This is a genomic window from Malaciobacter halophilus (assembly GCF_002837275.1).
Classification (GTDB): domain Bacteria; phylum Campylobacterota; class Campylobacteria; order Campylobacterales; family Arcobacteraceae; genus Malaciobacter; species Malaciobacter halophilus.
Genome location: NZ_NXIF01000033.1, coordinates 27,004 through 41,955, shown reverse-complemented (window position 1 = coordinate 41,955; position 14,952 = coordinate 27,004). Strand labels below are relative to the sequence as shown.

Genomic DNA, 14,952 nt, shown 5'->3' with positions numbered 1-14,952 from the left:
TTTTTATTTAGATAAATATAAATGAACCTATTAAGATAGCTGCTAAATAAAGTGCTCCAAATATAGCACCTAATCCCCACCATCTTGCTTGAGATATATATCCTGCTCCATACCAAATAGGAGATGGTCCAGTTGCATATGGAGTAATAATACCCATAAGACCTAAACTACCTGCTAATAGTATAGAAAACGGTAATAATTGTTCAGGTGTCATTAGCTTCATAGCAATAGCTATGAAAATTGGCATTAAAGCTGTTGTATGTGCAGTAGTACTTGCAAAAAAGTAGTGTAATACAAAAAATAGTATTAACATTGAAAGAATAAGCATTGTTGGTGTTAATCCAGAAAGATAAGTTTCTGCTCCACTTCCAATCCACTCTAAAACACCTACTTTTTTAAGACCTGAAGCCATTGCTACAAGTGATGCAAACCAAATAAGTACATTAAATGCTGATTTATTTGAGATTACATCATCCCATGTAATAATACCAGATAAAACCATTACAGATACAACTGCAATTGCAGCAGTAGTTGAGTGAATTCCTACTGATTTACCAAAAATCCAAAGAAGAAGTGCAACTAGTGCAAGTGTTGCCATTAATAACTCTTTTTTTGTAATTGAACCTAATTTTTCTAACTCTTTTGCTGCCCATGCTGGAGCTTCTGGTGAAGTTTTTTGAGTTGGTGGATATACTACATAAACTAACCATGGAGTTAATAAAAATAGTGGAATCATAAGAGGTAACATGATACTAGCCCATGCTGACCATGAAATTAGATTTCCACTTCCTTGGTTTATTAAATCAACAGCTAGAAGGTTTGGTGCAAGTGCTGTTAGAAACATAGAGCTTGTAACACAAGTAGTCGCAATTGCAACCCATGAAATATATGCACCTAATTTTCTTGGTTCATTATCTGGAGTTGAATTAAATATTAGTGGAATATTATTTGCAACAGGATAGATTGTACCTGCACTTCTAGCTGTATTTGAAGGCATAAATGGAGCTAAGACTAAATCAGAGAAAGCAACAGCATAACCAAGACCTAAAGAGCTTTTACCCATATATTTAATCATGATTAAAGATACTCTTCTTCCTAGACCAGTTTTTTTATAACCTAGTGCAAACATAAACGCTGCAAAAATTAGCCATATAACTGTATTAGAAAATCCTGATAGTGCCCATGATATATTTGCTTTTGCAGAATCAGAAATAAGACCAAATACAGCAACTAATGAAATTCCTGTAAAACCTATTAGTGCTGCTGGAACTGGTTCAATAATCAAGCCTACTACTACGGCAAAGAAAATTGCTAAAAAGTGCCATGCTTGAACACTTAATCCTTCTGGTGCTGGTATAAACCAAAAAATAACAAGTACGGCAACTGGAATGATTGATTTTGTAAATTGTGACATTTCCCTCTCCTTTTTGTTTTGTATTTTTATTATAAACTGCCTTTTGGGATAAAAATAGGACTTTTTTGTTAGAATAGTAAGAAAATACAAAAGAAGTTTTATATGAGAGTTTTAGTTTTTATTTTATTATTTATATCTTCAATTTATGCACAACCTCAAAAAGATATTCTTATATTGCACTCTTATAATAGTGGTCTTAAATGGAGTGATGGAATAACTCAAGGAATAAAAAAAGTTTTTAAAGATGAACTTGATTATGAATTAACTTTTGAGTACATGGATAGTAAAAAAATTGATACAAAAGAGTATTTTTCACTTTTAGAAAAACTCTATAAACAAAAGTTTTCAAATAGAGATTATGAGTTGATAATTGCTATTGATAATTATGCATTTGATTTTGTATTAAAAAAACACAAAGAGATTTTTAATAGTGTGCCAATTGTATTTTGTGGTGTAGAAAATTTTAAAGAGTCACAAATTCCAGATAGCATAAAAGAGTTTGTAACTGGGGTTGTAGAGTTTAAACACATAAAAAGAAATATTGAATTAATTAAAGATGTTATTCCTGATTTATCAACTTTATATATTATAAGTGATAGCTCTTTCTCTTCAAGCGCAATCAAAAAACAGATTTTAAAAGCAAGTGAAAAATTTAAAAATGATTTTAAGATTATTTTCAATGATAATGTAGATTTTGAGTATTTAAAAAGAGATTTAAGAAATCTTCCTAAAAATAGCGCAGCTCTTTTTACTAGTTTATATATAGATAGGTATCATAATTATATTCCATATAATAAAATTAGAAAACTATTTAAAAATTCAAAAGTGCCTATTTTTGCAGTAAATAAGATACACTTAAAAGAGGGTGTTGTAGGGGGAATTATGGTAAGCCCTCAAGAGCAAGGTGAAGTAGCTGCAAAAAAAGCATTGCAGATTTTGAAAAATAGAAAACTAGCAGGTAATTTAGAAGTTGAAACACCAAGTTCTAAATATTTTTTTGATGATGAGATGCTAAAAAAATATGGCATTGATAGTTCAAATATTCCAATGCTTTCTAATGTAATAAATAAACCACAAAGTTTTTTTGAAAAAAATAGAGAAATAATTGATAGTAGTTTTGTGATGATTCCTTTTTTAATTCTTTTAATATTAGCACTTGTGGTTAATATAATAAAAAGAATAAGTTTAGAAATAAAATTAGTAGAACAAAGTAAATTGGATAAAGTTTTATTAAATAATGTAAAAAGTGGAATTTATTGGCAGAGTAATCAAGGTGTATTATTAGGGTGTAATGAGGCCTTTTGTGATTTCTTAGGTACAAAAAAAGATAAACTTATTGGAAAATATATGAGTAAAGTTTTACCTGAGATTTATGAAAAAATTAGAGATTTTGATGACTTTTTATGTAATGAAATTGAAGTAAAATTGAAACTTGCAAATAAAGATGGGATATATTTTATAAAAAGAAAAGTATATCTTGATAAAAACAATAAAGAAGCAGGTATTGTTACAGTAATAAGTGATATTACAAAGATGAGAAATTTAGAGCTTCAAAGAAAAAAAGAAGAGCAGTTTTTAATTCAGCGTTCAAAACTTTCTGAAATTGGGGAGATGATAACTTCAATTGCACATCAATGGAAAACTCCACTAATTGAGGTTTCGACAATTGCTCAAGAGATGATGATGCATAAAAGAAGAAATAAAGAGTTAAGTTTAGAAGATACTAAAGATTTTGTTGATGAAATAATGACACAAATACAATATATGACAACAACAATAGATGATTTTAGAGCATTTATTAAGCCATCAAATACTAAAAAAGAGTTTGCGGTTCAAGATGCAATAAAAGAGCTACTAAAGGTTATAGAGCATAATATTAAATATAACTATATTGAAGTAGAAGTAAACTACGAAAAAGATAATGATTTAAATGTTTATGGTTATCCAAATGAGTTTAAGCAATCAATTCTAAATATTATAAATAACTCAAGAGATAGTATTTTAAAAAAGAGAGAAATAAAAGATTTTCAAGGAAAAATAACTATTGATATTTATTCTGAAAATAATAAAATATATATACTTTTAAAAGATAATGGAATAGGTATAAAAAAAGAGAATTTAGAGATTATTTTTGATGCTTTTTATACAACAAAAAAGAGTGGGGATGGTTTTGGACTTTATATGGCAAAACTAATTATAGAAGATAAGATGGATGGTAATATAGAAGCGTTGGAGTGCAAAAAAGGAGCACAACTTTTAGTATCTTTAAATAGTTTGAAAGGAAAAGATGAGAGTATTGTTGCTAGAAGACAACAAGAGGTTATCTAATCTAATTATTGAGAGTTTAGAAGAGCGAAACTATCATGTAGATTGGTTTGAAAATGGTAAAGATGCAATAAATGCAATCTTTGATGGGTATGATTGTTTTATTTTAGATATAAATGTTCCTGGAATTGATGGAATATCTTTATTAAAAGAGATTAAAAGTGTATATAGTTCTACTCCTTGTATTATAATAAGTGCAAATGTAGAGTTAGATACTATAAAAGATGCCTACACAAAAGGTTGTGATGAGTATTTGAAAAAACCTTTTTTTGTATATGAACTTGAAACTAAGTTAGATAGATTATGTATAACTGAAGAAGCCATAATAAAACTTAGTGAAGATTATAGTTATGATATTATTAAACAGAAGCTTTTTGACAAACATATGCAAGAAATAAAACTTTCAAAAAAAGAGATTTTATTGATGAACTTATTTGCAAAATATAAAGATAGAGTTATTACTTTTGAACATATAGAACAGTATGTATGGCAAGGTGATTTAACTACAAATGATAATATTAGAGCTTTAATAAAAAGAGTTAGGAAAAAATTACCAAAAGATACTATTATATCTCAAGGAGGCGTTGGTTATAAACTAAATATCAATTAAATATTTGTTATACTTTCGCAAATTTTATAAGAAAGGTTCAATTATGAACTTTAATACAATATTGGGTAAAAAAGATTTTTTAGAGTATTTAAGAGGTAAAAAAGCCTCTTTTGTATTATCTTGCTCTGTTACTAATACAGCTCAAATTGAAGGTATTTCACAAGCTGGTATTCCAGGAAAAATGTATTTGACTCCTACTTTAGATGCAGAGTTTCTAGCTATAAAAGAAGTACGTTCTTTAGATAATATTGCTACAACTACTAAAGGTATTCCAACACCTGCACTTATTACAAGAGCAGTGCATGAATTAAAACCTTTTTCAAGTTTAGAGTTTTTAAATTTAGGTTTAGAGGTTTTACCTAAATTTGAGCACTTTAAAATTTATGATTTTAATATAATTGCAAGTGAAAATATAAAAACAGGTGCAAATATTGATGCAATGGATGTTTTTCAAAAAGGTGTTGAGTTTGGACAAAACTATAAAAGTTCAAATGAATATACAATACTAGCTGAGACTATTCCTGCTGGAACTACAACAGCAATGGCAACAGCACTTGCTTTAGGCTATGATTGTAAAGAGTTCTTTTCAAGCTCTTTTAAAACTAATCCAAAAACTATAAAAGATGAGGTGCTAAATACAGCACTTGAAAATATAAAACCTCATATGGATATTTTTGAAAGATTATCATATGTAAGTGATAATATGATTGTTTTTAATGCAGGTTTTATTTTAGGACTTCAAGCAACAAAACATAAGTTAATACTTGCAGGAGGAACTCAAATGGCAGCAGTTTTATTAACTGTTAATTCAATACTTAAAACAATGGGTGGAGAAATAGATAGTTCTAAACTTGCACTTTGTACAACAAAATGGCTTTTTGAAGATGAGAACTCTGATATAAAAGCACTTTTAGAGTTATTGGACTTTAAAATAAATGCATATAGTTCTCAATTTGATTTTTTAACTAGTAAAAGTAAAGTATTAAAGCTTTATGATAAAGGTGAAGCAAAAGAAGGAGTAGGTGCAGGTGCTGCACTTATATATGCAAGTATAAATGGTGTAAAAAAAGAAGATATAGTAAATAAAGTAGAAGAGCTTTTAGGAGAGTAAGTTGGAAATTGGCGCATATTTTATATCAATATATTTAAAAATGTTTTTTATTATGACTCCCTTTTTTGTATTGTCAGTATTTTTAACAGTTACAAATGAGAGTACTGTAAAACAAAGACATGCACTTGCTATTAAAACTACAATTTCGATTATTATTATGTCTTTAGTATTACTTTTTTTTGGGCAACATATTTTTGCAGTATTTGGGATTACTTTAGACGCTTTTAAAATAGGAGCAGGAGCTTTACTTTTTTTAACAGCAGTTGAGCTTGTAAAAGGTAATAAAGATAAACAAGAGATAAACAATAAGTCGGTTTTAGATTTAGCAGTAGTTCCTTTGGCAATTCCTGTGACTATGGGGCCTGGAACAATAGGGGTTTTACTTGTAATGGGTGCTGAGTTTAATACTTTTGCAAAGTTAATGACAGGAAGTTTAGCTTTAGTTACGGCTATTTTTACAATTGGTGTGATGTTATATTTATCAAGCCATATTGAAAAAATTATTGGAAAGCAAGGACTTATGGTCATTTCTAAAATTACAGGACTTTTTCTTGCTGCTTTATCTGCACAAATTATTTTTAGTGGAATTAAAAGTTTTTTAAATTTAGGATAAAAATGAAATCATTTTACTTTGGTGGACAAAAATCAGGAAAGAGTTCATGTGCTAGTAAAAAAGCACTTATGCTTGCTAGTGCAAAGCCATACTATATTGCAACATATGATAATTCATATGAAGATAAAGCAATGCAAGATAGGGTTAATAGACATATAAAACAAAGAGCTGAAGAGTTTATTACTATTGAAGAGCCAAAAGATTTAACTAAAGTAATAAAACCAAAACAGACTTATTTAATAGATTGTATGACGATGTTTATTTTAAATAATCTTCAAGAAGGTTATGAGTTTATGGAAAAACAGCTTGAAAAGCTTTTTGAAATTGATTGTAATATTATTTTTATTTTAAATGATATAAATAATGGTGTAATTCCTATTGATAAATATAGTAGGGAGTTTGTAGATATTTCAGGCTTAATAGGGCAATTTTTAGCAAAAAATTGTGATGAAGTTATAGAAGTAAAATATTCATTAGAAAGAAGATTAAAATGAGAGAGATTTTTAATGCTTTTGCTTTTAGTTTATCATATTTTACAGTTTTTCCTGTATTTGTAAAAGAGATGATAATAGATAAAAATACTTTTAAATATAGTCTGTTTTTCTTACCATTAATTGGAAGTTTAATAGCAATTGTTACTATATTGATTTTTATACTTTTAAGTAGTTTTTTTCATCCTTTATATGCAAGTGTTGTAAGTGCTGTAATATCTCTTGGTTTATATGGTTATTTACATACAGAAGCAATTACTGATGTTGTTGATGCTTGGTTTGCAAGTTATTCTGGAAAAGATGCTTATAAGATTATGAAAGAGTCAACTATTGGTGCAATTGGTGCAATTGCTACTTTTAGTTTTGTACTTTTAAAAGTATCAATTATTGCTTATTTACTTTATGAAAAAAAGTATGAAATTATCTTAATAGTTTTTATGTTTTCAAGACTTAGTTTAACATATATTTTACCATTTTTTAAATTTAATAAAGACAGCTTTATGAGTCAAGCTTTTGAAGCAAATGGAGTTAATAAAGTTAGATTTGCTGTTTTGATTTTTTTAGTTTTTGCAATATATTTAAATATGAATGCAATTTTACTTTTTGTTTTGGCATTACTGTTTTTATATTTAAATTTAAAGATTTTAAATAAAAGATTTGGTTTTGTAAATGGAGATTGCTTAGGATGTTCTATTGAAATAACAGAGTTACTACTTTTAAATATAGGATTTTTTCTTTGAAAACTTTTGAGCATGGAGGAGATATACAAAACTTTGCAAAAAGCATAAATTGTAAGCTTGAAGAAGTTATAGATTTATCTTCAAATATAAATTTTGTAAAGCCAGAAATTGAGTATGATTTTAATAATTTAGAAATATCTTCATATCCAAAATATGAAAAATTATATAGTAAAATAGCAAAAAACTATAAAGTAAAAGAGTTTGAATTAGAGTTGTACAATGGTGGAAGTAGTGCTATTTTTACACTTTTTAGGCACTTAGATTTAAATCACTGTACTATTTATTCGCCTGCATATTTAGAGTATAAAAAAGCTTGTCACATTTATAAGTATGATTATAATCTTATAAATAGGCTTGAAAGAGTTGATGTGCCAATTGAAAAAAACACTCTTGTAGTCTTTGTAAATCCTTCAACCCCTGATGGGACATATTATGAACTTGAAAAGTTTTTAAACTATTGGCAAAAACAAAATGCAACAGTTTTAATTGATGAGAGTTTTTTAGATTTTACGGATAATAACTCTGCTGTAAAATATATACATAGATATGAAAAACTATATATATTAAAATCAATGACAAAGTTTTATAGTAGTGCAGGAGTTAGAGTAGGTACTATTATTTCTAATAAATTAAATATTGATGAATTAAAAAAATTTGAACCTATGTGGAAGCTTTCTGTTTTTGATAGTATTTATTTACAAGAGGCTTTAAATGATAAAAAGTTTAGAAAAGTTGCAACTGCTATTAATGTAAAAAATAAAATATATTTAGAAAAAATTTTACAAAATAGTAATTTAGTTGAGTTTATTTTTAATAGTAGTGCAAATTTTGTTTTAGCAAGGCTTAAAAGCTATACAGCAAAGCAGTTACAAGAAAAGCTAAAAGAGTATAAAATAATGATACGAGACTGTAGTAATTTTGATTTTTTAGATGAGAAATTTGTAAGAGTTGCAGTAAAGTCTCAAAATGATTTAGATGCTTTTAAAAAGGCTTTAGATGCTATTTCAAAATAAGTTTATTTACTATATCTCTTTGATTATATCTATTATATTTATAGCACTTGTATTTTATATGATATTTACCTCTTTTAAGATTGTTGATAGACAGTTTTTAGATATAGAGGATAAAACATATGTAAATCAAGTAAAAATTGATGAATTTACACACTCTTTAGCAAAGAAATTAACACTACATTGTAAAAACGATAAAATTTGTGAAGTTCAAAGTATGCTTGATTTTACTACTAATATTCCTTATAAAGTAAATGAAAGTATTGCAAGAAGTGCAAGAAATGTCGTAACTCAAAACTTTGGAGATTGTGATGATAAATCAAATCTTCTTATTTCATTACTGCATGTAAAAGGATATGAAGCATATTTTGTCCTTGTGCCTAAGCATATTTTTGTAATAGTGCATTTGGATATAAATCAAAGTTTGAATAAAAAGGCTTTATATGTAAATGGTAAAGCTTTTTATAAACTTGAAACAACTGCAACTAATTCAAAAATAGGTTTTCCTTTAAAGTATAGCTTTGAGCAAATAGAAGCAATAATAGATCCTTTTGAAAATAAAAAAATAAAGTATAAAAGTTTGGAGTATAAATATTGAGTAATATAAAAAATATATCAATCTTTGGAACTAGTAGCGATGCTGGTAAATCTACATTAACTTTTGTAATAGGAAAAATTTTACAAGAAGAGGGCTTTAGTGTTGCCCCTTTTAAAGCTCAAAATGTTTCAAATAACTCAAAAGTTTGTGATGATGGAAGTGAAATAGCAATTGCACAATATTTTCAAAGTGAAGTCTTAGATATTCCTACTTCATATCATCTAAATCCAATACTTTTAAAATCAGGACGTGGAAGTAGTGCTTCACTTATCGTTGAGGGAAAAGTAGTTACAAACAAAGATGTAAGAGAATATTATAGGGATTTAGACCTTTTAAAACCAGCTGTAAAAAGATGTTATGAATATTTAGATGAAAAGTATGATTGTATCATAAGTGAGGGTGCTGGAAGTCCTGTTGAACTTAACTTGATGGATAAAGATTTATCAAATATTTTTATTGCAGATTATTATAATACAAAAATTATATTAGTAGCCAATATTGAAAAAGGTGGTGTTTTCGCTTCAATTTATGGATGCTACCATCTGTTACCTAAGAAGTTAAGGCAGAATGTAATTGGAGTAATTGTAAATAAATTTAGAGGAGATATATCTTTATTTGATGAGGGTATAAGAATCATAGAAGAAGATTTTAAAATTCCAGTTTTGGGAGTATTGCCTTATAGTGAATTTAATTTAGGATTTGAAGATAGTGAAAGTTTACAAAACTATATTCAAATAAAGAAAAACTGTAAAGTAAATGTAGGTGTGATTTCATATCCTACTATGAGTAATTATAATGATATAGAACCACTAATTGCAGATGAAGAGATTTTTGTAGAGTTTATAAGTTCTAATATCTCTTTAGATAAGTTTGATTTGATAATACTTCCTGGTTCTAAACTTGTAATAAAAGATTTGAAATGGCTACGAAATATAGGACTTTTTGAAAATATTAAAGAGTTTAAAAAAAATATTTTTGCAATTTGTGGTGGCTATGAGATGATGTTTGAAAGTTTAAATGATAAATACGCTTTAGAAAATGAAAGTGCAACAATAGAAAAGGGATTTGCTTTTATTGATGATGATATTATTTTTAAAAAAGAAAAGATATTAAAAAAGAGTAGTTATAAACTATTTGGCTTTGATGTAAATGGCTTTGAGATACACCATGGAGTCTCAAAAAAATATCCTTTAGAATATGAAAATAGAAATCTAAAAGGAACATTTATTCATGGTACTTTTGATAATGATGAGTTTAGAACAAGCTATTTTAAATCTATTTGTCATGATTATAAAGGCTTTAATTTTAAAGAGTATAAAAAGAGTAAAGTTGATGAATTTGTAAATAAGATGAAAAGTAAACTTGATGTAAAAAGGATACTTAAAAGTGTTTTATAGTCTTGCATTAATTGCATTTATTATTGATAAACTTTTTGCAGAGTTTGATAAACTAAAAATTAAACATCCTATTATTTATATTGGTGATGTGATAAGATTTTTTGAAAATAAATTTTATAAAGATACAGTTTTACGAGGATTTTTATTAGTTTTATTTACTTTAAGTATAGTTTTTATTGTTGTTTATTGTATAAGTTTTATTGAAAATATTTTTTTTCAAGGTTTTATAGCTTCCTTTACTCTTTCTTCAAAGATGTTATATGTTTGTGTAAAAGATGTAGTTGAAAGTAAAAATATTCAAGAAAAAAGAGAAAAGATATCAATGCTTGTAAGTAGAGATACAAAAGATATGACAAATAGTGATATAAATAAAGCAAGTATTGAAACTTATGCTGAGAACTTAAGTGATGGAGTAATAGCTCCACTTTTTTATTTGGTATGTTTTGGGCTTATTGGAGCATATTTATATAAAGCTATTAATACACTTGATTCTATGGTTGCATATAGGAATAAAAGATATGAAAAATTTGGAAAAGTTAGTGCTAGATTAGATGATATTGCTAATTTTATACCAAGTAGAATTACAGCTATTTTAATAGCTTTATTATTTAAAAGTAAAAAAGCATTTAAAGAGTTTAAAAAATATGGAAGTAAACATGAGAGTTTAAATGCAGGTCTTCCAATAGCTTCAATGGCTTTAGCAACTAACTTAAAGCTAGGTGGAAATACTTCATATTTTGGTAAAGTTAAGCAAAAACCATATTTTGGTGAAGGAAAAGAGATAATTGAAGATAGTGATGTATATAAAGCACTTAGTATAAAATCATCACTTGATATATTTATAATTATAGTATTGGGAGTATTATATGTCTTATACTGATTGGTTTGAAGCCCATGGAAAAAAACATGCAAAGATTATGGAAAAATTAAAGCATAAAAGTGATGATGAGGTTATAGAGTATTTTAGATTTGAAAATATGGTAAAAAATGAGCCAGATTTCTGTCCTTTGTATAAAGATAATAAAAAGTGCCATGATTATGAAAAACTAAACTGTTATTTGTGTGCTTGTCCTAATTTTAGGTTCAATGACAATGGTTTTAGAAAACAAGAAAATAGAACTTTGTATTCATATTGTGAAATTGAGTCAAAAGATGGAAGTCAATTTATTTCAGATACTTATATACATCAAGACTGTACAGGTTGTATAGTACCGCATAAAGAAAGATATATTAAAAAGAACTTTTCAAGAAATTGGTTTGAAGTTATGAATAAAGTTAAGAAAGGATAATCATAAAGTGATTATATCCCTCTTTATAGCTATATTTTAATTTATATCCATGCATATTCATAATGGTTTTTACTATGTAAAGTCCAAGTCCAAAACCATCTGCTCTTTTCTCTTCTTGTGAGAAAGGTTCTGTATAGTAATCTAGTTTATATTTTAATTTTATACCCTTTGAAATAACATCAATTCTTTTTTTATTTGCTACAATATTAACTTTTTTATCCGAAGAGAATTTTATACCATTGTCAAGAAGATTTTTAAGAGCTACACTAAAAAGTGTTGAATCTACTTCAAAAGTAAAATCATCTATTTTTGAAGAGATATGAGAAGATTCTATCATCATAATATCTAAAGTTTTTCTATAAATATTAAAAAAAGAAGTGAATTCTTTATATGTAACAGATGTTTTTGATGTAATTCTTTCTACTGTTGCAAGCTCTTTAATAATATCATCCATTCTTTTAAAAGCTTTTTGAAGCATCTGCTTACTTTTTTCATCTTCTAAGGTTTCTGCAATGAACATAGCTTTTGTAATAGGTGTTTTTAATTCATGCATCATATTACGCATAAAAAGATTTTTGGATTCAGTTTGATTATTAATAAGTGTAATTGCAGCATCAAAATTTTTTGCTATTTCTCCAATTTCATCATTTGATTTAGGCTTGATTTTTATATTTAAATCCCCTTTTGAGAACTTTGTTATTTCACAATTTAGCTCTTTAAGTGGTTTTAGTTTTCTTTTTAAGATTATATATAAAAAAAGTATTGTTGAGAGTGATAAAATTAAAATTAGAATAATTACTGCAATATTATATTTATTTGAATGTAAATCTTTTAACATTAAGTTATATCCAAGTTGTTGGGCATATAAATAGTATTCTGATTCGAAAATATAGATTCTATATGTACCTAAATAAGTTCTTTTAAAAAGTAATTCTTGTCCCTTATTTAGAATATTTAATTTTTTTTCTCTATCTTTTACAAGTTTTACTTTAAATTGAGTATATAGTTGTTTTAAATCATTTTTTGAGGGATTTTTTTTAAAAACGGAAAGAAAGTTTTCTGCTATGATTTCATATCTATTTTTTTGCATTATTTGATGCTTTTGCATATCAAGGTTTATAAATAGTGCAAATGTTATTAAAATTGCTATAACTGCAATAGTAAAAATGGCATTAATAAATGTTGAAATAGATATGTTTTTAATCATATAAGTTGATACCCAATACCTCTAACTGCTTTTATATATGTTCTGCTATCATCTATTTTAGAGATTTTATTTCTAATTCTAGAGATAATAACATCAATGTTTTTTAAACTGCTATCATCTTCAATATGGTCACTTGCATAAATGAAATCTTCTCTTGCAACAACTGCTCCATTTCTTTGAATAAGTAGTTTTAAAATATCAAATTCTGCTAGTGTTAAACTAAGAGTTTGTTGCTTTAAACTAATTTGCATATCATCACTTTTTATTGTAAAAGCACTATTATTTGTACTTTTTTCCTCTGGTGTTTTTTGTGTTGATATTCTTTTTAAAATAGCTTTAATTCTAGCTTGTAGTTCTCTTGGATTATATGGTTTTGGTAGATAATCATCTGCACCTCTTTCTAAGCCCATTACTTTATCAAGAATATCATCTCTTGCACTTGAAATAATAATAGGAATATCTGATACATTTCTAATTTTTGGGATTAGTTCTAATCCATCAATTTCAGGAAGTGTTAAATCCAAAATTAATAATTCAAAATCTTTTTTTGTTTCTAAAGTTGATAGTCCAAGATATGGACTATCAAAGTTTGTAACTTCTATATCAAATGATTTTAAATAATCTGTGATGATTTGTGCTAATTCTAAATCATCTTCTATCATAAGTACCTTTGTTATAGCAAATCCTTTATTTTATAACTAAAAGAATAGTTTGACCGTATCTATTTACGTAAACTCTTTTATGTTGATTATTATACTTTCTAATTGCTTGTTGCATGTTTACAAACGATTCAATCTCCATATCTTCTATTTGAACTATTACATCTCCTGGTTGGAAACCAACTTTCTCTGCTCTTGATTTTGGTTCAACCTCTGTAATTAAAACTCCTTTTATATTTCTATTTATTCTAAATTTTGCCATCATATTAGTATCAAGTTCTGCTAATCTTAAACCACCTAAGAATTTACCATTATTTGCTGTTGATACTATAAGTCCATCTCTATTTCCTAAAACAATATCAAATGAGTAGTTCTTTTTATCTCTTTCTATTTTTAAAGTAATTTTTTGATTAGGTTTAAAAGATGCAATTGTATTTTGTAAATCAGCTCTATCTTTAATAGTTTTGTTATTTATAGCATATATTAAATCACCCCTTTTTAAACCATACTTTTCAGCAGGTGTATCAGGAGAAACATCTAAAATAAGTGCACCTTTTTTATGGTTATAGATTCTTGCAAGTTTTTTATTTAAATCATCTATTACAACACCTAAATAACCCCTTGTTACTTTACCATCTTTTATTAGTTTTTGAACTACATCTTTTACCATAGCAACAGGGATTGCAAAACCAATACCATTATTACCACCACTTTTAGTAATAATTGCACTATTAATACCAATTAATGCACCTCTACTATCAATTAGTGCTCCTCCTGAATTTCCAGGATTAATTGATGCATCTGTTTGAATAAAGTTTTCATATCTATTAATACCAACTTTATTTTTATTAAGTGCAGATATAATACCTTGTGTAACTGTACTTCCTATACCAAATGGATTTCCAAGTGCAAAAATTACATCACCTACTTTTAAATGTTTTGAGTAACCAACCTTTATTGCATTGAAATTATTTCCTTCAATTTTGATAACTGCTATATCACTATCAGCATCTTTCCCAATTACATTTGCTGTATATTCAGTTGGGTCATCTCCTATTGTTACTATAATCTCTTCAGCATTTTCAATAACATGATTATTTGTAACAATATAACCATCTTCTGAAAGTATTACACCAGAACCTAGAGATCTTTGAATTCTATTTTGTTGAAATTGATTTCCAAATTGGTCACCAAAGAATCTTTTGAAAATAGGGTCATTGAACATTTGTAAAGGGAAGTTTCCCATAGCATTTACATGTCTTTTTGCAGAAATATTTACTACTGATTTCATAGCATCTTTAACACTAGAGTTAAAAGATAATAGTTCTGTAGCAGAACTTGGTGCAACTCTTTTTGTATCTTTTTGTGCCATATTAAAATCAATAGAATTTGCAAATATATTAGTAGCTATTAATGTTGAAATTATAAATAGTTTTGATTTCATACCTATCCTTTTTAATTTTACTATGATGAAATTATAAGTTTTTA

At 26.8% G+C, this 14,952-nt stretch carries 15 protein-coding genes; 11 read left to right on the top strand and 4 right to left on the bottom strand.

Translation table 11 applies throughout. The features are described from left to right. Nucleotides 1–7: 7 nt before the first annotated feature. Entirely contained in the window at nt 8–1,414 is a 1,407-nt protein-coding gene (locus CP960_RS08895; RefSeq protein WP_101185062.1) for a DASS family sodium-coupled anion symporter, read from the bottom strand. A 102-nt stretch (nt 1,415–1,516) separates the two neighbouring features. Here CP960_RS08895 and CP960_RS08890 point away from each other — a divergent pair, with 102 nt between their 5' ends. The 11 genes from CP960_RS08890 to CP960_RS08840 are packed head-to-tail and all read left to right on the top strand — an operon-like array spanning nt 1,517 to nt 11,598. Next, a complete protein-coding gene (locus CP960_RS08890) occupies nt 1,517–3,742 on the top strand; it encodes a sensor histidine kinase (RefSeq protein ID WP_101185061.1) in 2,226 nt (741 codons plus the stop codon). Then, on the top strand, nt 3,714–4,349 hold the full coding sequence (locus tag CP960_RS08885) for a response regulator transcription factor (RefSeq protein ID WP_237673264.1): 636 nt from the start codon (nt 3,714–3,716) through the stop codon (nt 4,347–4,349). The genes CP960_RS08890 and CP960_RS08885 overlap by 29 nt, the downstream gene beginning before the upstream one ends. Before the next feature lie 43 nt (nt 4,350–4,392). Then, the gene (gene cobT / locus CP960_RS08880) at nt 4,393–5,460 is read left to right on the top strand and encodes a nicotinate mononucleotide-dependent phosphoribosyltransferase CobT (RefSeq protein ID WP_101185059.1); all 1,068 of its coding nucleotides are present in this window, start codon (nt 4,393–4,395) and stop codon (nt 5,458–5,460) included. 1 nt (nt 5,461) lies between these two features. Beyond that, entirely contained in the window at nt 5,462–6,073 is a 612-nt protein-coding gene (locus CP960_RS08875) for a MarC family protein (protein ID WP_101185058.1), read from the top strand. A 2-nt stretch (nt 6,074–6,075) separates the two neighbouring features. After that, a complete protein-coding gene (locus CP960_RS08870) occupies nt 6,076–6,567 on the top strand; it encodes a bifunctional adenosylcobinamide kinase/adenosylcobinamide-phosphate guanylyltransferase (protein WP_101185057.1) in 492 nt (163 codons plus the stop codon). After that, nucleotides 6,564–7,304, top strand: coding sequence for an adenosylcobinamide-GDP ribazoletransferase (locus CP960_RS08865; RefSeq protein ID WP_101185056.1), 741 nt, complete (start codon nt 6,564–6,566; stop codon nt 7,302–7,304). The genes CP960_RS08870 and CP960_RS08865 overlap by 4 nt, the downstream gene beginning before the upstream one ends. Next, nucleotides 7,301–8,317, top strand: a complete 1,017-nt coding sequence (locus tag CP960_RS08860) for an aminotransferase class I/II-fold pyridoxal phosphate-dependent enzyme (RefSeq protein ID WP_101185055.1) — start codon at nt 7,301–7,303, stop codon at nt 8,315–8,317. Before CP960_RS08865 ends, CP960_RS08860 begins: the two co-directional genes overlap by 4 nt. Further along, the gene (locus tag CP960_RS08855; RefSeq protein WP_101185054.1) at nt 8,301–8,912 is read left to right on the top strand and encodes a hypothetical protein; all 612 of its coding nucleotides are present in this window, start codon (nt 8,301–8,303) and stop codon (nt 8,910–8,912) included. The genes CP960_RS08860 and CP960_RS08855 overlap by 17 nt, the downstream gene beginning before the upstream one ends. Then, nucleotides 8,909–10,309, top strand: coding sequence for a cobyric acid synthase (locus CP960_RS08850; RefSeq protein WP_322866732.1), 1,401 nt, complete (start codon nt 8,909–8,911; stop codon nt 10,307–10,309). Before CP960_RS08855 ends, CP960_RS08850 begins: the two co-directional genes overlap by 4 nt. Continuing rightward, complete coding sequence (gene cbiB, locus CP960_RS08845; protein ID WP_101185053.1) at nt 10,299–11,189, top strand: adenosylcobinamide-phosphate synthase CbiB; 891 nt, start codon at nt 10,299–10,301, stop codon at nt 11,187–11,189. Before CP960_RS08850 ends, cbiB begins: the two co-directional genes overlap by 11 nt. Next, nucleotides 11,176–11,598 carry a hypothetical protein gene (locus tag CP960_RS08840; protein ID WP_101185052.1) on the top strand — a complete coding sequence of 141 codons (423 nt, stop codon included), beginning with the start codon at nt 11,176–11,178 and terminating at the stop codon, nt 11,596–11,598. The genes cbiB and CP960_RS08840 overlap by 14 nt, the downstream gene beginning before the upstream one ends. Here CP960_RS08840 and CP960_RS08835 read toward each other — a convergent pair. From CP960_RS08835 to CP960_RS08825, 3 genes are read right to left on the bottom strand one after another with little or no spacing between them, the layout of a single operon-like run. Further along, nucleotides 11,585–12,805: an ArsS family sensor histidine kinase gene (locus CP960_RS08835; RefSeq protein WP_101185051.1), complete on the bottom strand. Its 1,221-nt coding sequence runs from the start codon at nt 12,803–12,805 to the stop codon at nt 11,585–11,587. The two genes, CP960_RS08840 and CP960_RS08835, sit on opposite strands and share 14 nt — an antisense overlap. Next, on the bottom strand, nt 12,802–13,482 hold the full coding sequence (locus tag CP960_RS08830) for a response regulator transcription factor (RefSeq protein WP_228152047.1): 681 nt from the start codon (nt 13,480–13,482) through the stop codon (nt 12,802–12,804). Before CP960_RS08830 ends, CP960_RS08835 begins: the two co-directional genes overlap by 4 nt. Nucleotides 13,483–13,492: 10 nt before the next feature. Next, nucleotides 13,493–14,908, bottom strand: coding sequence for a Do family serine endopeptidase (locus tag CP960_RS08825; RefSeq protein WP_101185049.1), 1,416 nt, complete (start codon nt 14,906–14,908; stop codon nt 13,493–13,495). Nucleotides 14,909–14,952 lie beyond the last annotated feature (44 nt).